Origin of the sequence: Endozoicomonas sp. ONNA2 (assembly GCF_024606365.1) — a bacterium.
GTDB lineage: Bacteria > Pseudomonadota > Gammaproteobacteria > Pseudomonadales > Endozoicomonadaceae > Endozoicomonas.
The window spans coordinates 1-18,801 of sequence record NZ_JAHHPO010000301.1 but is presented as its reverse complement, the minus strand read 5'-3'; the positions used below and the strand labels follow the sequence as shown (position 1 = coordinate 18,801).

Annotated in this window: 17 protein-coding genes; 4 read left to right on the top strand and 13 right to left on the bottom strand. The window is 49.7% G+C overall.

Annotated features, from left to right (window positions below; genetic code table 11):
* Positions 1-441: 441 nt before the first annotated feature.
* The 4 genes from lipA to KDK14_RS05450 form a co-directional block, all read right to left on the bottom strand.
* Positions 442-1,452 (bottom strand): lipoyl synthase, encoded by a 1,011-nt coding sequence (lipA, locus tag KDK14_RS05465; protein WP_257264006.1) that lies wholly within the window; start codon positions 1,450-1,452, stop codon positions 442-444.
* Positions 1,453-1,579: 127 nt separating this feature from the next.
* Entirely contained in the window at positions 1,580-2,293 is a 714-nt protein-coding gene (gene lipB, locus KDK14_RS05460) for a lipoyl(octanoyl) transferase LipB (RefSeq protein ID WP_257264005.1), read from the bottom strand.
* A gap of 14 nt (positions 2,294-2,307) precedes the next feature.
* A complete protein-coding gene (locus KDK14_RS05455; protein WP_101746054.1) occupies positions 2,308-2,574 on the bottom strand; it encodes a YbeD family protein in 267 nt (88 codons plus the stop codon).
* Positions 2,575-2,662: 88 nt separating this feature from the next.
* Positions 2,663-3,880, bottom strand: coding sequence for a D-alanyl-D-alanine carboxypeptidase family protein (locus KDK14_RS05450; protein ID WP_257264004.1), 1,218 nt, complete (start codon positions 3,878-3,880; stop codon positions 2,663-2,665).
* Positions 3,881-4,483: 603 nt separating this feature from the next.
* On the opposite strand from KDK14_RS05450, the gene KDK14_RS05445 reads away from it, so the two are divergent.
* Positions 4,484-5,056: a hypothetical protein gene (locus KDK14_RS05445; RefSeq protein ID WP_257264003.1), complete on the top strand. Its 573-nt coding sequence runs from the start codon at positions 4,484-4,486 to the stop codon at positions 5,054-5,056.
* A 28-nt stretch (positions 5,057-5,084) separates the two neighbouring features.
* On the opposite strand, the gene KDK14_RS05440 is transcribed toward KDK14_RS05445, so the two are convergent.
* The 8 genes from KDK14_RS05440 to KDK14_RS05405 all read right to left on the bottom strand — a co-directional run bounded on the left by KDK14_RS05440 (position 5,085) and on the right by KDK14_RS05405 (position 14,275).
* Positions 5,085-6,047, bottom strand: coding sequence for a septal ring lytic transglycosylase RlpA family protein (locus KDK14_RS05440; RefSeq protein WP_306671469.1), 963 nt, complete (start codon positions 6,045-6,047; stop codon positions 5,085-5,087).
* A 10-nt stretch (positions 6,048-6,057) separates the two neighbouring features.
* A complete protein-coding gene (mltB, locus tag KDK14_RS05435; protein WP_257264002.1) occupies positions 6,058-7,122 on the bottom strand; it encodes a lytic murein transglycosylase B in 1,065 nt (354 codons plus the stop codon).
* 133 nt (positions 7,123-7,255) lie between these two features.
* Positions 7,256-8,401 carry a rod shape-determining protein RodA gene (gene rodA / locus KDK14_RS05430; protein ID WP_257264001.1) on the bottom strand — a complete coding sequence of 382 codons (1,146 nt, stop codon included), beginning with the start codon at positions 8,399-8,401 and terminating at the stop codon, positions 7,256-7,258.
* Positions 8,401-10,266 (bottom strand): penicillin-binding protein 2, encoded by a 1,866-nt coding sequence (mrdA, locus tag KDK14_RS05425; RefSeq protein WP_257264000.1) that lies wholly within the window; start codon positions 10,264-10,266, stop codon positions 8,401-8,403. Before mrdA ends, rodA begins: the two co-directional genes overlap by 1 nt.
* A 153-nt stretch (positions 10,267-10,419) precedes the next feature.
* Complete coding sequence (gene rlmH / locus KDK14_RS05420) at positions 10,420-10,887, bottom strand: 23S rRNA (pseudouridine(1915)-N(3))-methyltransferase RlmH (protein ID WP_257263999.1); 468 nt, start codon at positions 10,885-10,887, stop codon at positions 10,420-10,422.
* Positions 10,887-11,234: a ribosome silencing factor gene (rsfS, locus tag KDK14_RS05415; RefSeq protein WP_257263998.1), complete on the bottom strand. Its 348-nt coding sequence runs from the start codon at positions 11,232-11,234 to the stop codon at positions 10,887-10,889. Before rsfS ends, rlmH begins: the two co-directional genes overlap by 1 nt.
* A 141-nt stretch (positions 11,235-11,375) precedes the next feature.
* Positions 11,376-12,614 (bottom strand): glutamate-5-semialdehyde dehydrogenase, encoded by a 1,239-nt coding sequence (locus KDK14_RS05410; protein ID WP_257264007.1) that lies wholly within the window; start codon positions 12,612-12,614, stop codon positions 11,376-11,378.
* Between the two features lie 101 nt (positions 12,615-12,715).
* The gene (locus KDK14_RS05405; protein ID WP_257263997.1) at positions 12,716-14,275 is read right to left on the bottom strand and encodes a response regulator; all 1,560 of its coding nucleotides are present in this window, start codon (positions 14,273-14,275) and stop codon (positions 12,716-12,718) included.
* A 244-nt stretch (positions 14,276-14,519) separates the two neighbouring features.
* Between KDK14_RS05405 and KDK14_RS05400 the strand changes: the two genes are divergently transcribed.
* Positions 14,520-15,419, top strand: coding sequence for an NAD(P)-dependent oxidoreductase (locus KDK14_RS05400; protein ID WP_257263996.1), 900 nt, complete (start codon positions 14,520-14,522; stop codon positions 15,417-15,419).
* Between the two features lie 6 nt (positions 15,420-15,425).
* A complete protein-coding gene (locus tag KDK14_RS05395; RefSeq protein WP_257263995.1) occupies positions 15,426-16,163 on the top strand; it encodes an FAD-binding oxidoreductase in 738 nt (245 codons plus the stop codon).
* 9 nt (positions 16,164-16,172) lie between these two features.
* Here the strand turns inward: KDK14_RS05395 and KDK14_RS05390 are convergent, their stop codons facing one another.
* Positions 16,173-17,375 carry a VTT domain-containing protein gene (locus KDK14_RS05390; protein WP_257263994.1) on the bottom strand — a complete coding sequence of 401 codons (1,203 nt, stop codon included), beginning with the start codon at positions 17,373-17,375 and terminating at the stop codon, positions 16,173-16,175.
* 350 nt (positions 17,376-17,725) lie between these two features.
* Between KDK14_RS05390 and tesB the strand changes: the two genes are divergently transcribed.
* Positions 17,726-18,601: an acyl-CoA thioesterase II gene (gene tesB / locus KDK14_RS05385; protein WP_257263993.1), complete on the top strand. Its 876-nt coding sequence runs from the start codon at positions 17,726-17,728 to the stop codon at positions 18,599-18,601.
* Positions 18,602-18,801 lie beyond the last annotated feature (200 nt).

Here is an 18,801-nt window from a genome sequence, read left to right as displayed (position 1 = left end):
CGTCCTCGCTACGGGGACGCCCAGTCGGGCGCTATTCTCGGACAGCCTCCCGGGACAAAACCTCTTCCCTGCTGCGAACAGGTAGCCGTGTGGTCAGGATCGACAGTTTTGCAGACTGCTGACCCTTGTCTGACATAGCAGACGTCTGGATTATCCTGTCAGGTAAGGGGTTTGCACTACCCTGACGAGCAGGTTCTTTAAACCATCAGATTGATGGGTATGAGTCGCGGGTTAACCGGTTCAGGAATTTTTGAATGACAAAAAGGCCGGAAAATGCCCCGCCAGTCAGTTGCGGGTAACGGGCGCGATGGGGATGCGCTCGCCATCCTTGAAACGTGCCACCAGTTCCAGTTCACCGCCCAAAGCCCGGATATAGGAGACCTGGGTGGAAAGGTTGATGTCCTCCCGTTTTTCGATTTGGGAGATGTTGGGGCGTTCCCATCAAAGTCCAACGTTGTTCTTCTGCAATACTTGCTCCGCACGATAGCTGGATCGTACTAATGAGCCTGAAACTACCTCAAGAAACCCTTTTTCCAATCCCCATTGGCGATATTTTTCAAAATCTTCCGGCGTCACATAACGTTCAATGGGGAGATGATTAACGGTTGGCTGCAGGTACTGGCCAAAGGTAACAATATCTACATTGATGGCTCTGAGATCATCAAGGGCTTCCAGAATCTCATCATCGGTTTCACCAAGCCCCAGCATCAGACTGGTTTTCGTCAGGATATCAGGACGATATTTCTTGGCATGTTCCAGCACGGACAGTGTCTGTTCATAACTGGCCCTGGGATCACGCACCGGGTGAGTCAATCGGCGAACGGTTTCTACATTCTGGGCAAAGACAACTATAGGGCTATCAACCACCTTCTCAACATGGGACATAACACCGAGAAAATCAGGGGTCAGAACCTCTACATCCGTCTCCGGGTTTTCTTCCTTGACGCGGCGAACCACCGCTGCGTAATGTCCAGCGCCACCATCCGGCAGGTCATCGCGGTTAACCGAGGTCAGAACCAGATACTTAAGATTCATCCATTTAACTGAAGTGGCGGTATGCTCAGGTTCGTCCTCATCCAGCCACCCCTTCGGGTTACCGGTATTAACGGCACAGAACCGACAAGCCCGGGTGCAGGTATCGCCCATCAACATGATGGTCGCAGTACCAGAACTCCAGCACTCGTTGATATTCGGACACATGGCCTCTTCGCAGACCGTACTGAGCTTGTGTTTATGAACGATACTTTTGACTTCTTTGTATTTTGTACCGTGACTGGCTTTTATTCTGAGCCAGGATGGTTTTTGCTGAATCGGGGCATGCTGTCCCCCGGCACTGGCTTTAATGCCATTTTTAATGGCTGTAATGCCTTTGTCATTGACAAATTTGGTACCACTTTCTATTTTGACGCTACCGTCTAACTGAACGGTCGGAATAATATTTTCCGGCTTCATCCGCAGGTTTCCTCCGGTGAGGCTGCTATTACTGCCTCATGGTTATCAAACGATTCAGGACAGCTGTTTTCACAATGAGCAGACATGCCTCTCTCCCTGTTATCTTGGTGTACTGCCAACTGGACCATTAAATGGCTGCCCCAATGTTCCCGCTGTGTGTCAACAGATCATTGCTCGCCGCTCTTTCATCAATATTGATGTACCCCAGTGCTGTCTGAAAGCATACCAGCATACGCCGATGCACCGCCTCTATATCGACATTTTCCAGCAGAGATGCCATATCCACTACACGAAGCCCCGGGTAACCGCAGGGATTAATGCGGTTAAAGGGTTCCAGATCCATATCGACATTCAGGCTTAGCCCATGGTAAGAACACATTTTACGAAAGCGAAGCCCAAGAGATGCAATCTTGGCACCATTGACATAAACACCTGGTGCATCCGGTCTGTTCTGTGCTTCTAAACCATAACCTGCAAGCATGGCAATAACGGCACTTTCCAATGCAGAAACCACGGCCCGTGGACCACTTTTCTTCCGGCGCACATCCATCAGAAAGTAAAACACCAGCTGGCCCGGACCATGATAGGTAACCTGGCCACCGCGATCCACCGGAACAACCGGTATATCTCCCGGAAAAAGAACATGTTCCGGCTTGCCAGCTTGACCCTGGGTGAAAACCGGAGGATGTTGCACCACCCATAATTCATCCCGGGTCTGATCCCCCCTATTGGCAGTAAAGCCTTTCATTGCCTGCCAGACAGGCTCGTAGTCTCTGTGCCCGAGATTACGAACAATCAGGTCATTGTCAATACCGTCAGACTGTTGGATGCTTCCAGCCATCAAAGCCCTGTCCATTACAAAACCATTTGAATCCGGCCGCTGGCTTTCAAATCTTCAAAGAGCGCCTGCAGTTGAGGTTCGCCAGTGGCATGAATAACCACGGTCACTGACATGTACTTGCCATTTCGGCTGGTTTTCATTTTGGCATGACCATCGAAGTCCGGGGCGTGTTTTGCCACCACCCTCAGGACAAAATCTTTATAATCGGGAGCGGAGTGCCCTACGATACGAATAGGGTAATCACAGGGAAATTCAATTTTCGGGGCCTGTGGCTCATTCATAACCATCTACCTGCATCATTGCCGAACGATAAAGCAAAAGCGCTGTACCCAATACAGCGCTTTTCAAACTTCTCCTTACCCATAACCGTTATGCAAGCAGGCTGGTAAAGAACAGGACAATACTATCCCAGATACGCTTGAATAAACCTCCGGGCTCAACGGCCTGCAGGGCAACCAGCGGCACCTCACGAACGCGTTCATCTTCCAGCATAACGTTTACTGAACCAATGGTTTGGCCTTTTTCGATGGGCGCTTCGAGCTTTGGGTTGATCGTCACAGATGCGATCAGGTTCTTACCCGTACCCCTGGGCACAGTGACAATCAGGTCCTCAGTGATACCGGCGGTAATTTCACTGATGTCACCTTTCCAGACCTTGACGGTTTGTAAAGGCTCGCCACCTTTTTTCACGTCTACGTTTTCAAAGAAGCGGAAACCATAAGTTAGCAGTTTCTGGGCATCATCAGCACGCTGTTTCTCACTACCGGAGCCTAACAGCACGGCAATCAGGCGGCGGTCATCACGTTCGGAAGTGACTGCCAGGTGGTAGCCGGTATCTTCAATATGCCCGGTCTTCAGACCATCCACATAAGGGTTGGTCCAGAGCAGACGGTTACGGTTTGCCTGACGACGCAGGGGTTTACCGGTTTTTTTATCCACGCCGTACTGAAAGTACTTCTCAGCATACCAGCCGTAGTATTCCGGATAGTCCTGAACGATATGTTTGCCAAGAATGGCCAGGTCACGAGCTGAAGAGTAATGGTCATCTGCTGGCCAGCCAGAGGCATTCTGGAACAGCGTGTTGTTCATGCCAAGACGCCGGGCGGTGCTGGTCATTAATTGGGCAAACGCCCCTTCGCTGCCTGCGATGTGTTCAGCAACCGCAACGCTGGCATCATTACCGGAAACAATAATAATACCCTTGAGCAGATCTTCGACGGTTACCCGTTCCCCAACTTCAATAAACATGGTGGAACCACCAAGGCTCCATGCTTTTTCACTGATCAGAACCTGGTCATCACGGTTAATATTGCCCGCATCCATTTCCATTTCAGCCAGATAAGCGGTCATCATTTTGGTCAGACTGGCTGGATGCATGGGGTCATCGGGATTCTGTGATGCCAGCACTTCACCACTGGCGGCGTCCATCAGAATAAAGCTCTTCAGGGATACTTCCGGTGGCGATGGAATCTGTCCATATGCACTGGCCTGACCAGCAAAAACAAGACCGGCCATGGTCAACGCTCTGAGCCAGCGGGGGGCCACCAGCTGATGAAGGGCCACCAGCGTGCGAAGGGAAGATAACATTCTTTTGCCCATGCAGATAAATGGTCTGAGTATATGGATTTTCTTCATTATAATGTTCAAGTCTTTAGAGGTTAACTGCAACTGACAACAATTCACCGATCAACACAACAGAACTTTCGTCAGGTCAGAAGCGAGCAGGGAGTAAAGTAGTGAACCAAATAAAAGCGTGCTCCTCGCCAAATTCTGATAAAAGCTGACTTGCTCCGGAGTATACAGGAATATCGGCCCCAAGTTCTGCTGCTGTGCAATATCCCATTGCCACCTTTACCCTTTGCTGACCCGTGGCCATGTAATACCAATTTCACCTTCTGAATATGAACTACGCAGCCATTTTGAACAGCTGGATCTTCGTTGAAATCCCTCGCAACTGCCCTGCTATTACTGGTCAATCCGCTTTGCCCATCTATTGAAAATGGCTTGCACGATCTCATATTTAGAAGGTGAAATTGGTATAAACGTTCTATTAATGAAGGTCAATCTTGCACATTGCTCATTTTCATCAGTGTTAATAGCAAAGAAATCTATAGCCATGATTGCACTCCAAAGCCCTGAAAAACCTGACCCTGCGGAAAACAGAATATCTAAAAAAATGCTACAGACCTTATGGCTAAAAGCCTCGGGGTGAGAACGAATTATCTTGGCAAGGTTGCCAAACGCCCTCTATTTTTACCTTATGATTACACGACTATGAGCCAGCAATGCCTTTCAACCGTAATAGTAATCAATAATTCTATGATTGATAAAACATGGGAAACGGGGAGTGACATAATGCTAAATGAAGACCTGTACGAGTGTCTCATTGAACTCGGCATTAATGAGCCTAAAGCACGTGCAGCGGCAAAGGAGAACGCCAAACTGACCGAAATGGGTGAAGACATTGTCACTATACGGCAAACGGTCTTCGAGCTCACTCGCCAGAGCAGTGGTATGAATGAGCGCCTGATCAATGTTGAAGAGTTAATAAAAGCGCTGATTCAGCGTATCAACAGTATGGAACAGTGGCAGACTCAAACTGATGAACATCTGACTGATGTTGAAGGTCGTCTGACGGGGGTAGAAGGGAAATTGATCAGTGTTTCAGGCAGGTTAACCGGTGTTGAAGACCGCCTGACCCGTGTAGAAGATGAACTGGCTGAAATCAAAGGCATGTTGAAAATACTTGTTGACCGAGAATAGGACAGATTTGATCCATCCTATACCCACCTTATGGAGCTTTGACTATCTGCTCAGGCTGTTCTTGCTCAGGCTGTTCTTGCTCAGGCTGTTCCCCCTCTACTTCAGTCACCGTCTTTTCAAAAGCCCCCTTGACAGGCTTTTCATACACAAGATAGGGTGACGCAAACTCAGCAGAGCTTAACCCCTCCAGCAACGACTCCAGATGGTCAGGACTTTCCACTGGACCAATCCTCACCCGATAAAGCGGTTCTGGTGCATCCCCTTTGATAACTTTCGCCTGGACACCCACCCGGGAAAAGAGATCACGACGTAACAGCTGCGCATTATGGTAATTTTTAAAGGCAGCCAGTTGCAGGTAGAGCAAATCACCATACCGTTGATGAGCGGGAGAACGGGCAAATGTCTCCGGGTCAATGCCTTCTATTGCCACATTCGCCAAGCCTGAATCAGCAAACCCCAGTTTTTTTGCCGCCACATAAGAAAGATCGATCAGTCGATCACCATGAAATGGCCCACGGTCATTGACCCGCACCACCACCGACTGACCATTCTCAAGATTAGTGACCTTGACATAGGAGGGTAGTGGCAAGGTTTTATGGGCTGCCGTCATCTTGAACATATCGTAGATTTCACCGTTAGCCGTCTGCTTCCCGTGAAACTTGGTGCCATACCATGAGGCTTGACCATTTTCTGCATAACCATTGGCAGATGCCATCGGCTGATAGTGAATCCCGCCCAGGGTGTACGGTGTATTTTTAACAGGAACCTGTATTGGCGATGGCACAGCGTCAGGAATGGTACTGATATCAACGGAGCGAGCCGGTGGGCCATCCTGAACTTTGGTGCTGCTACAGCCAGCCAGGGCTAATAACATTACGGCAGGAACTAACCTGACTACCAGAGTGCTAATGCCCATGAATTTCCCCAATGATACCAGGCCTGAGATGCTGGCTCCCGATCGTCCCGATTGATCAAATATACTTTTCAACATGTTGAAAAGATCACCCCTGCTCACCTTTTGCAACTTGCTTTTGTAATGCCAGGGACCGGTTATATCTATCCTTCACTTCTCTGGCCAGCTGATAAACGGCAAGGGCATACATTTGGCTACGATTATATCGGGTAATGACATAAAAATTATGAAGCCCGACCCAATACTCAGCACCGGCACTGCCTTCATGCTTCATGGCCAGGACCTTTGAGGATTTCGGAACCATTTTCGGCACAACCCACCCAGCCTTTCGTACCAGGCTCAGTTTTTTATCCGGTTTCAGTCCTGAAGAAACAATCTGCTCATGCTTGGCGCCTGAAACCTTTGCCTGAACTGCCACACCACGGCCGTATTTCCAACCGTGCTTTTGCAAATAGTTGGCAACACTGGCGATGGCATCTTCATCGCTCAGCCAGATATTTGCCTGCTGATCGCCGGTATAATCAACCGCGTAGGCACGGTAGCTGGACGGCATAAACTGTGGAATGCCCATGGCTCCGGCATAGGACCCGGTCAGTTCGTCAACGTCAAGATTCTGTTCCCGGGCGAGTAACAGGAAATTTTTCAGCTCTTTGCGAAAAAACTCACCCCTTCGGGGAAAATCAAACCCCAGGGTAGTGAGCGCATCAAGCACTTTAAAGCCACCGGTCTGGCGACCGTAGTAGGTTTCTACACCAATAATCGCCACAATAATATTGGCAGGCACCCCAAGCTCCTGTTCAACACGGGCAAGGGTTTCCACATTGTCTTCCCAGAAGCTGACCCCCTTCGCGATTCTTTCTGGCGTAACAAATATCTTGCGGTAGTCCTTCCACTCCAGGGTACCTTCTGCAGGACGGCTGATCAGCTCCAGGGCCCGGTCAGAACGCTCCGCCCCGGCCATAATATCCTCGAGTTCTGTCCGGGAAAAACGATGCTCGGCGACCAACTCATCAATAAAAGCATCAACATCCTGCCTGCCCAGATAGTCACTGCCAGGATTTTCCTGTGCAAACGATACCGGTGTAGCAACCATGGCAGCCATCAACAGGCCATCACGAACCACTCGACGGAACACCCCGGGAAAATTTTTCATGTATCCGTACCTTTTTAAAAATAACAAACTCAGGGTTCTCCCAAAGACTAATACAGCAGCAACAATACATTGCCAACCCTGTCTCTACATTAATCGACAGTGGTTCTTAATTCTATGGCGGAAAGGTAAAGATCTATCGGGAAACCCCGAGAAAAGAGCGATGGGTATGTATCGACATCAGCAGACCAAAACCGGCCAGCAAGGTCAGTAAAGAAGTCCCCCCCCGGCTGACCATAGGTAATGGAACACCCACTACTGGCAGAAGCCCACTCACCATTCCGATATTGACAAAGATATACACGAAGAATGTCAGGGTAATACTGCCCGCCAATAAACGACCAAAGAGCGTCTGGGCATTCAGGGTAATGAATATTCCCCGCGCCAGAATCAAGGTATACAGAACAAGGAGTATCAGGCAGCCCATCAGGCCAAACTCTTCCGCCAGAACGGCAATAATAAAATCCGTATGGCTCTCTGGCAAAAAATCAAGATGCGATTGGGTTCCCTGCAACCAACCCTTGCCATAAAGCCCACCGGAACCAATAGCGATGGTGGATTGTATGATATTCCAACCGGCTCCCCATGGGTCACTTTCAGGCTTTAGAAATGTCAGCACCCTCTGCTTCTGATAGTCATACATAAAGAACTGCCAAAGCACATAAATCGCGGGTACCGCAAGGCAGATGGAATAAAATATAATACGTTTTCGCAAACCCGCCAGAAGCAAAACAAACAGGCCCGAAGCACCAATTAAAATTGCCGTACCAAGGTCAGGTTGCCTGGCAATAAGCACCACCGGAACAGCAATAATCATCAGTGAAAAAATGACATCCTTAAACGAGGGAGGCAGTGGCCGCCGGGCCAGAAAAGCCGACATGGTTATCGGCATAATCAGCTTGATCACTTCCGATGGCTGAAACCGGAAACCCGGCAGCTGAATCCAGCGCTGGGCACCTTTGGATTGTACGCCCATGAACAGGACGGCCAGTAATAACAGCACCCCGCCCACATAAAACCATTTGGCCCACTGCATCAGTACTCTCGGCGGAACCTGGGCCAAAATCACCATGCCGACCAGACTGATGCCCAGGTAAGTAGCCTGTCGAATAACAACAGACATATCCCGACCGGTGGCACTGTAAAGAATAAAGAGCCCCGCACCACAGAGTAACAGCAAAAAACCGAGCAGCACAAAATCAATATGCCAACGCATGGCCAGTCCCGGGCTGCGACCAAATCCGTGGAGATCAATCTGGCGTACAAAATCCTGGTTAGCCATTACTTCTCTCCCTTCAATTGATTGCTGCTGGCATTTAATCCGGGCAACAGGTAATGATCCATGACTTTTCTGGCGATATTGGAAGCTCCATTATTATTCTCCAGGATCACAGCAACGGCAATCCGGGGATTTTCTACCGGCGCAAACGCGATAAACAGACTGTGATCCCGCTGGTACTCTTTCAGCTTCTCAGCATCATATTCCTCTCCCTGGGGAATACTGACCACCTGTGCTGTGCCGGTTTTACCGGCCATACGGTATTTGAGTCCCCGACCGATTCGCCAGTGTGCGGTCCCCCCCGGAGAATGCACAACATCTTCCATGGCTTTGATAATAAGTTCCCAGTTTTTGGCTTGTGCCTCGGGAGTCCGGCCAATGCTGATATCATCCCCCCAGAATTCACCCTGGATTTCAGGAATATCTTCTTTCACCAGACGGGGCTGAACATACTTGCCACGATTGGCAATCAGTGCCGTTGACTCTGCCAGCTGCAAGGGGGTTGCCAGCATATAGCCCTGGCCAATGATCGCAATCACCGTTTCCCCTGGATACCATGGCTGACCATAGGCACCTCGCTTCCACTCCCTGGAGGGCAAAAGGCCCGGACGCTCCTCTCTTATATCAATGCCGGTTCTGTGGCCAAACCCGAATTGATCAGCAAAATCATGGAGGTTGTCGATACCCAGCTTCCCGGCCTGAATATAGAAATAGGTATCATTGGATACTGATATGGCACGGGATAAATCGACCCAGCCATGACCAGAACGTTTCCAGTTGCGAAACCGGTGGTCGCTGCCCGGCAGCTGAAACCAGCCTTTATCAAAAATTTTATCCTCTGGTTTGACAACATCGTTTGCCAGCAGTGCCAGCCCCATCACCGGCTTTACTGTGGAGGCAGGGGGGTACTCACCTAATGATGCCCGGTTGTACAACGGTCGTTCGATATCTCGGTTCAGCGCATTGTAAGTCTTACTATCAATACCCGTAACAAACAGATTGGGATCAAATGATGGATTGCTGGCCATTGCCAGCACGCCCCCGGTCTTTGGGTCCATTGCAACCAAAGCCCCTCTGCGACCATCGATTGCGTCAATCGCCACTTTTTGCAGCTCGCTGTCCAGATAAAGGTTAAGATCCTGACCGGCTTGTGGGCTGACTTTTTTCAACACCCGCAATACCCGGCCCCGGGCATTGGTCTCTACCTCCTGATAACCGGGCTTACCCAGAAGTACCGACTCATAAGCGCGTTCAATACCAATCTTGCCCGTGGTATGAGTACCGGAATAGAGCGTTGGATCGAGACGTTTCAAATCCCGGTCATTGATTCGGCCTACATAGCCGATGCTGTGGGCAAAATGCTTTCCTTCGGGGTACTGCCGAATCAGCTCAGCGTTGATATCTACCCCCGGCAAACGGAAAAGATTGACTGAAATCCGGGCGATCTCTTCTACGGTAAGGTCAAACTTCAGAGGCACTGCTTCATAAGGCCGACGTCGTCTGACGCGTTGATGAAAACGCTGTAGCTCGCCATCTGTCAGCGGCAAAATATTGTCAATATCATCCAGCAAACCGCCAAGGTCTTTTGTCTGCTCTCGCACAATCGACAATATATGACTGGGCTTGTTTACGGCAAGAAGCTTACCATTGGTGTCGTAAATCAGGCCACGGGTGGGAGGGACTGGTTGAACCAGTACACGATTTTCATCTGATTGCGTGGACAGTTCATTGTAGCGAACAACCTGAAGATAGAAGAGGCGGGAAACCAGCCCCACAGTAAGGAGCACCATACAGCCAATGGCAACCCAAATCCGGATATTTACCAGTCTTTTTTCTGCCCCATGGTCCTTTAAGGTATCCTGCGGCATGTTATATCTCAGTCATCAGTCGTATGATCAAAGGGCAGTTTACAATGTATCAACTGATACATTAGCCTGTTAATACACAGGGATTAAACGTAAAAAATACTCACTCACTTTTACTTGAGTAAAAGAACGTCGTCAATCCGGGTTAGATCAGTTTTACTTGTGGTATGGGTGATGGTGAAGAATGCTCCAGGCTCTGTAGACCTGCTCAGCCACCACAACCCTGACCAGTGGATGGGGCAATGTTAATGATGACAATGACCAGCGCAGATCTGCCCTGGCCAGGCAGGATGAATGCAAACCTTCCGGCCCACCGACCAGCAAACTGACGTTGCGACCACTGCCCAGCCACGCTTGCATATTGTCCGCCAGTTGCCCTGTGCTCCAGGCCTTGCCCATAATTTCCAGGGTGACCACCAGGTCACCTGAGCCCACTGCGGCAAGCATCTGACCCGCTTCTTTGTCCTGAAGGCGATGAATATCAGAACCTTTACTGCGCTTGCCAAGAGGAATCTCAATAAGCTCCAGTTTTACGTCCGCACCCAGCCGACGGCTGTATTCCTTATAACCCTCTAAAACCCAACCCGGCATTTTCGAGCCAACGGATATCAGTCGAATTCGCATCAGGAGGGCTCAGCGGCGACCAGGTCAGCACTGTCCCACAGTCTTTCCAGGTCATAGAACTGCCGGGTAGCAGGCAACATCAGGTGGACAACCACATCACCAAGATCCACCAGAACCCACTCGGACTTGTCCTGACCTTCAACCCCCAGAGGTCGAACACCATTTTTCTTGCACTGCTCAATAACGTTATCTGCCAGCGACTTCACATGACGGTTGGATGTACCACAGGCAATCACCATATAATCGGTAACCGTGGTTTGACCCGAAACATTCAAACAGGTGATTTCATTACCTTTTACTTCTTCAATAGCTTCAATAGCCAGCTGTTTTAACTCATCAGAATGCATAGACTGCAACATTAACCTCGTATTGACGACCCGGCAGGATTTATTTACCGAATCAGTCTATTTAAAAACCGGGCAGGCTCTCAGCATTGACCATCGATGTCAATGCCCGATACGCGCAAAGGGGGAAATTCACCAGCAACATCACCGGCGAATATGGCCATCCCCAAGCACAACATATTTTTGCGAAGTCAGCCCTTCAAGGCCAACAGGCCCCCGGGCATGGATTTTGTCGGTAGAGATACCAATCTCAGCGCCCAGTCCATACTCAAATCCGTCGGCAAAGCGGGTTGAGGCATTCACCATCACAGAGCTGGAATCCACTTCCCGCAAAAAACGACGGGCACGGGTAAAGTCTTCGGTGACAATGGCATCGGTATGATGGGAGCCATAGCGATTGATATGAGCAATTGCTTCATCCATATCCAGGACCACTTTAATGGCCAGAACCGGGCCAAGGTACTCTTCCCGCCAGTCGTCTTCTGTTGCGGGTACGGCGCCGGGCAGAATTTCACAGGTAACAGGACAACCCCGCAGCTCAACCCCTTTTTGGGAATAAAGTCCTGAAAGCTCCCGCAACAAAGGCTGAGCCACAGCCTGATGCACCAGCAGCGTTTCCATGGCATTGCACACACCATAACGGTGGGTTTTCGCATTCATGGCGATCCGGACAGCCTTGCCATGATCGGACCGATCATCCAGATAGACATGGCAAACCCCATCGAGATGTTTAATCACCGGTACCCGGGCGTCAGCACTGATGCGCTCAATCAGTCCCTTGCCACCCCGGGGTACGATCACATCGACATACTCAGGCATGGTGATCAGCACACCGACAGCGGCACGGTCGATGGTTTCCACCACCTGAACTGTATCTTCAGGCAATCCTGCCCGGGCCAGGCCCTGCTGAATACACCGGGCAATAGCCTGATTGGAGTGAATGGCTTCACTCCCTCCCCGGAGAATGACAGCATTGCCGGATTTCAGACACAGGCTCGCCGCTTCCACGGTAACGTTTGGGCGGGATTCATAGATAATGCCAATAACGCCCAGGGGCACCCGCATTTTGCCTACCTGAATACCGCTGGGTACATACTTCATGTCATCAATGGTGCCGATGGGGTCTGGCAGGGCAGCCACTTGACGCAGGCCTTCAATCATGGCATCGATTCGGGCATCGGTCAGTTCAAGGCGATCCAGCATGGCGGCATCAAGCCCACGATCCCGGCCAGTCTCCAGATCCCGGGTATTGACAAACTTCAGCTGGGTACGATCCGCTGCCAGTGCGTCTGTTATTGCCAGAAGTGCCCTGTTTTTCGTCGCAGTATCAGCAACCGCCATTTCCTTAATGGCTTGCCGGGCTCTCTGGCCCAGTCCATGCATGTACTCCGTCACTTGATCAGCCAATGTCTTTTCTCCCGGCAACGATCGTCACCACCATCGTGTACTCTTTGCAATCAAAGACTTTTAAAGGGGCCATATTATCAGTCCGCAATGGGCAGGGTAAATTCAAATATCGTCCCGCCTTCAGGGTTACGCAGGAATGTCAGCCGCCCACCATGGGACTGTATAATGGAGTGACATACCGTCAGCCCGATACCCATGCCATCAGCCTTGGTGGTATAAAATGGAGTAAACAGTTTTTCTTCGGCATCATCTGCCAGACCATGGCCGCGGTCAATGACTGATACTTTGACGAAGTTATTATCCTGCTTTTCGGTACGGACATAGACCCCAATACTGCGGGTATCCATATCTCTCATCGCTTCCATGCCATTGCGAATCAGGTTTAATGCCACCTGCTGGATCTGCACCGGGTCTACCTTCACATCAGGCAGTCCCTCTTCCTGCTCCAGATGAATTTCCATATGGTTGTTACGGGCGTCGACTTCAGCAAGCTTGTAGGTATCCTGAATCAAACGGTTCGGGTCAACACTGCCCAGAACATGGTCCGGTTTCTTCACAAAAGAACGAATACGGGCAATGATTTCACCTGCCCGTCTGGCCTGGGTATTGACTTTTTCCATGGCTTCGGCCAAGCCAAGATCATCTGCCAAGTCCAGCCGGGCCAGCATTCTTCTCGCCACCTGGGCATAATTGGAAATCGCTGTCAGCGGCTGATTTACCTCGTGGGCAAAACCAGCGGCCATCTCACCCATGGTGCTCAAACGGGACACATGGGTCAGTTGATCTTTCTGACTCTGCAACTCATCCAGTGCCTTTTGCAGGGCATGCTGCTGTCTTTTTTTCTCGGAAATATCTCTAAACACAACCACAGCGCCACTGGGGGAACTGTTTTCCATAATCGGCGTACAGGAAAAATCCACCGGAAATGGCGAACCGTCACTGTGCAGAAACGTGGCATTTTCAACGGTTTTACTGACACCATTGACCAGGGATACCTCAATCGTTGCCAGTGGCCCTGATACATCCCCATCTTCCCCCCCTTTCATCAACTGAATCAGGTTCTGGCCCGTGAGTTGCTCTATAGACCAGCCAGTCATGGCAGAGGCTGCCGGGTTGGCAAAAGTAATCATTCCCAGTCGATCAAGACCAAATATCCCTTCATTCATACTTTCAAGAATGCGGGCCTTATCAGCTTCCAGCTGTCGATTCCTGGCTGAAAGAGCCTGTTCAAGCTTATGGATTTTCAATTGGGTCTGCACCCGGGCAATGACCTCTTCCGCTTGAAATGGCTTGGAGATAAAGTCCACAGCGCCGGTTTCCAGCCCCCTGACCTTGTCTTTGGTGTCATCCAGGGCCGACAAGAAAATCACCGTTATATTACGGGTTTCAGGATTTTCCTTCATCCGCTGACAAACCTCATAGCCATCCATGCCGGGCATCATAATATCCAGCAACACCAGGGCGGGTTTTGCCTTGGCAGCAATCCGAAGAGCACTCTCGCCATTCTTGGCAATAAGTAACTTGTAGCACCGGCCACTGAGAGTTTGCAGCAATACCTGCAAATTGGTCGGATTGTCATCCACAAGAAGAATACGCTCTTCTTCCTGCTGCCCTGGCGGAACTTCAGCCACATACATCGTCAGCAGACCCTGATTTCAGAAAGTTCATCCATGTAAAAATAGACGGAAATAAGCGGCTTATCTTACTATAACTACGGCTTTTATCAGCGGCTTACTGCTACCGGTCCCTGTAGCCAATGCTGTCGATGCCCGGAATTCTTTTCCTGAACCATCTTATTCATGTTTCAATGGAATTATTTTGCGCATTGATCCAATGGCGTTAAATTGTCTCTGATCATTAACTCATAACGACTGGATGCTGATGAACATACTCCTGATTGGTGGTACCGGGCTGATCGGCCAGGAAGTACAACGATTGTTTCTTGACCAGCAGATCCGGTGTATTGCTCCGGGAAGGGATGAATTAAATCTCGAAAATCCTGAGTCCATTGATTCCTGCCTGAAAAAATATCAGCCAGATGTCGTGGTTAACTGTGCAGGTTATAACGATCCGGTCAAGGCAGAAAACGAGCCGTCCAAATGTTTCCGGATAAACCGGGATGCCATGGCGACACTGGCTGATGGTTGCCACCGGCAGCAGGCAATTCTGGTTTATATTTCAACCTACCGGGTTTTTGATGGCAGCAAAAAGGAAGCTTATACCGAAAAAGATATACCTAACCCATCCGGGGTGCTGGCAACCAGCCGATGGCAGGCAGAACAGCAAATCAGTGAGCGCTGCCCAAGGCATATCATCCTCCGGCTATCCTGGGTCATCAGCCACCGTCGCACCAACCTGTTAAAGCACCTTCTGGATCAGATCAGCCATGAGCAGGAGGTTGCCGTGGTATCCGATCAACAGGGATGTCCGACACCCAGTGAAGATGCTGCCAGAGTCATTGTAGCGATTATTCGGCAACTGGGCTGTGGGGCTAAACCCTGGGGTACTTATCATTATGCCGGAGCCGAGCCTATCTCTGAAAACCGATTTGCCGAGGCCGTAATTTCTGAGGCATCACAATATCAGGATCTGAAAATTCGAAAACTGCGCATGGATAAACTGAACGATCGCAATGGTATTCAGGCACCAGCCAATGCAACACTCTCCTGCCGAAAAATTTTAAGTACCTTTGGCGTTCATAATAAACCCTGGCGAGGCAGCCTCTCACGGATGATCAGAAGCTATTATGAAAGCAGCACTGAAATAACGTCACGAGGATAGCCAATAATGCCCGGTTCTCTTTTATCAGCGAAGCTGGTCAAGACTGACCAGCTCAGCGCCAATACATTGCAGCTGAGTTTTGAGTTTGTACAGGACGATAGAGCAAGTTTCAATTTTATTGCCGGACAGTTTGTGCAGCTGCAGCTTGAGATTGATGGAGCACTCCATAAACGAAGTTACAGCATTGCCAACTCTGCGGATCACTTCAAAACATCAGGCCAGCTGCAAGTCGCTCTCAGTCTGGTTAGTGGGGGGGTTGCCTCTGGTTTTTTCCGAAAAGCTCCACCGGGATTCCAACTCAATATCGCAGGCCCGTTTGGAGCCCTCACGCTTTTGGAAAACTTTCCCGGTCAGCTTGTTTTGGTAGGCACTGGCACGGGGATTTCACCCTATCGAAGTATGATCCCACAACTGAAAGCTCTGACAGATAAAGGAACATCTGTCACTGTTTTCAAGGGGTTCAGATATCGGGAGGAAAGCATTTACTCTGAAGATTTTGCGCAACTGTCAAACTTGAAATTCCGCACCTGCCTAAGTCGCGAGTCCAACGTAAACCCGGCTAACCATGAGTATGTCGGCCATGTGCAAGATCAGTTTGACGCCCTCAACCTGAATCCTGAAAAAGATGTGGTTTATCTCTGTGGGAACCCGGGCATGATTGATGATTGCGTGATTCTGCTCAGAGATAAAGGGCTATCCCCCCGGCAAATCAAACGGGAAAAATACGTTTACTCCGGGCATTGACTCCGCTGTTCAACTCCTCTGTTCAACATCGAGAATAACCAGCCGCCAGAATAAACCAAGACACAGCCCCGTCATGACATCACCGAAACAGTGAGCCTGCAAAAGCAACCGGGAAAACGCTTCAACCATCACCAGCCCCAAAGCAACACTGGCCCATAACCATTGGGTGGTAAATGGACGGTTGGCTGCCACCAATGTAGTAAAAGAAAACAGTATATAAACGACGAATACTGTATGGATAGAAGAGAAAGTATAAGGATCAACCCCTGCCACAGACCTCTTATTGTTTGCCAGCCAGTTGATAAGCCAGACAGGACAAACCATCAATACACCACCAAAGAGCAGACTGCACAGGGTGGTTAGCCGATCACAGTGGTAAAGCCAGACCATGCATCCTGTGAAAATGATACCCAAAACAGGGAAGCTGCCAATCTGAGCCACCCGGTACATCAGCTTTTGCAACCAGGGTAACTGAAGCGCTGTCAGCCATTGATCGACACGTTGATTGACGCCTTCCAGCAAGCCAGTTCCGTTAGCGAAAATAAGCAAGACCAAAAGCCCCGATACAATCACCAGATACGCCCTGAGCCGGGGTTTGAAGTAACGATGAGCACAGATCAGCAATGGTGGGAACAGGATGGCAATAACGATGATGGCTAACAGGGCAGCCAACAATTGATCGGGTATTTTATCATGCCACTGAAGCGCAGCTCCCGTCAGGTAACCCGGAAGCAGGTAAACGGGAGACCAGGCCAGGGCCGAGAGAACATTAACGGTAAAAAAGTACTTGGGAAGCATACCCATCATACCGGCTACTGCCGGTATGATGGGGCGGGAAGGGCCGATAAAGCGTCCAGTCACAACACTTAAAATGCCATACTTCCTGAAGAAATCTTCACCACTTGCCAGCAACTTTGGATGACGATTAAAGGGCCACCAGCATCTGACTTGCTCGCGGAAATAATAGCCAAGCAGGTAACTGAACCCATCCCCAACAATAGCCCCCAAAAAAGCCCATAAGAGGATGGGATAAATAGCAATGGAAGCCGCCCCGGCAATAGCCGCCAATGCAAACAGCATGGCAACACCGGGCAGAACAATGCCCACTGCAACCAGTGATTCCAGACAGGCAACCACTGCAATAGCAGGACCAATCCAGACAGTATTGTGCTGCAACCATAGATGAATGGCGACCAAATAAGCGTTATCCATAAGTTACCGCAGCCTTCGTGGAAAATAGCTTTCGATTGATTTGTGCTTATGTGTTAACAGGATTAGACTACAGTTTTATTCTAATAGATTACAGAATAATCATGAGACCAGAACGTTGACAGAAGTCTTGTCAGGTTTTTGGCCGAATACCGTCATACTTGGCTGACCAGATTAATAAAACCCACACATTATAAACAACTGGTTAATCCTATCGGTGCAGCAAGATCTGCAAGGTAATCCTGTGAGTGCAAACAGCGCCAATTTTATTGGGAAAAAGCGTGCCTGTTGTTATCCTATTGCAGTAACGCAATCTGCAGCCAACCAACGGTAGGCAATCAGGGAGTCAAAGGATGAGTAAAGTACTGGAAGAACTGATTAATCAACTGCAACTGAAACCTATTGAAAACAATATATTCCGGGGCCAAAGCCAGGATCTTGGTTGGGGGCGGGTATTTGGTGGCCAGGTATTAGGGCAGGCAATGTCTGCGGCAAGGCAGACGGTAGATCCGGAACGTCATGTTCATTCCTGCCATTGCTATTTTCTTCGCGAGGGCGATAGCAGCAAGCCAATTATTTACATGGTTGACCGCATTCGTGATGGCAGAAGCTTCAATACCCGTGGGGTCGTGGCCGTGCAAAATGGTCGTCCCATTTTTAATCTGTCCGCCTCCTTTCAGATTGACGAAAGTGGCTTTGAGCATCTGGACCCGATGCCAAACGTCATACCCCCGGATGAAGCACTCAGCGAAAAAGCCCTGGCTCAAAGGCATAGCGATTTAATACCCAAACCCCTGCATAAACGACTGCTCAGCGATAATCCCATTGAGATTCGCTTTGCCGACCCCGCGGATCCAATGGCAGAAAAAACCAGGGCTGCACACCATAAAATATGGCTAAGAGCCAACGGAAAACTCCCCGACAACCCGGGACTTCATAAATACCTTCTGGCCTACGCCTCAGATTTTCAGTTTTTACCCACCAGCCTGTATCCCCACGGAGCTGCCACTTTCCAGAAGCCCATTCAAATAGCCAGTCTGGACCATGCCATGTGGTTTCACCGACCATTCAGGATGGATGAATGGTTGCTGCACTGCGTTGAAAGTACTACTGCCAGTGGAGCCAGAGCGCTGGTAAGAGGTCAGATATTCAATCAGGCTGGCTTACTGGTGGCGTCTACAACCCAAGAAGGATTGGTGAGGCTGATCAGGACTCAGACAAAGGTCTAAACAACCTTTAAAACACCAACCAACTGTTCAAATGTCTATCGACTGGAAGAGGAGGCACCTCCTCGAAAAAAAGTTAAATTTCAGCTATAGATTGTCTCTGGAAATACGCTCGGAAGACTCATGCCGTACTCAGGGTTAACTGCTGAAGTAGTTGGCCAAATGGAATCGTATATTTCTGGCTAAGTGGACAGTTACTATGC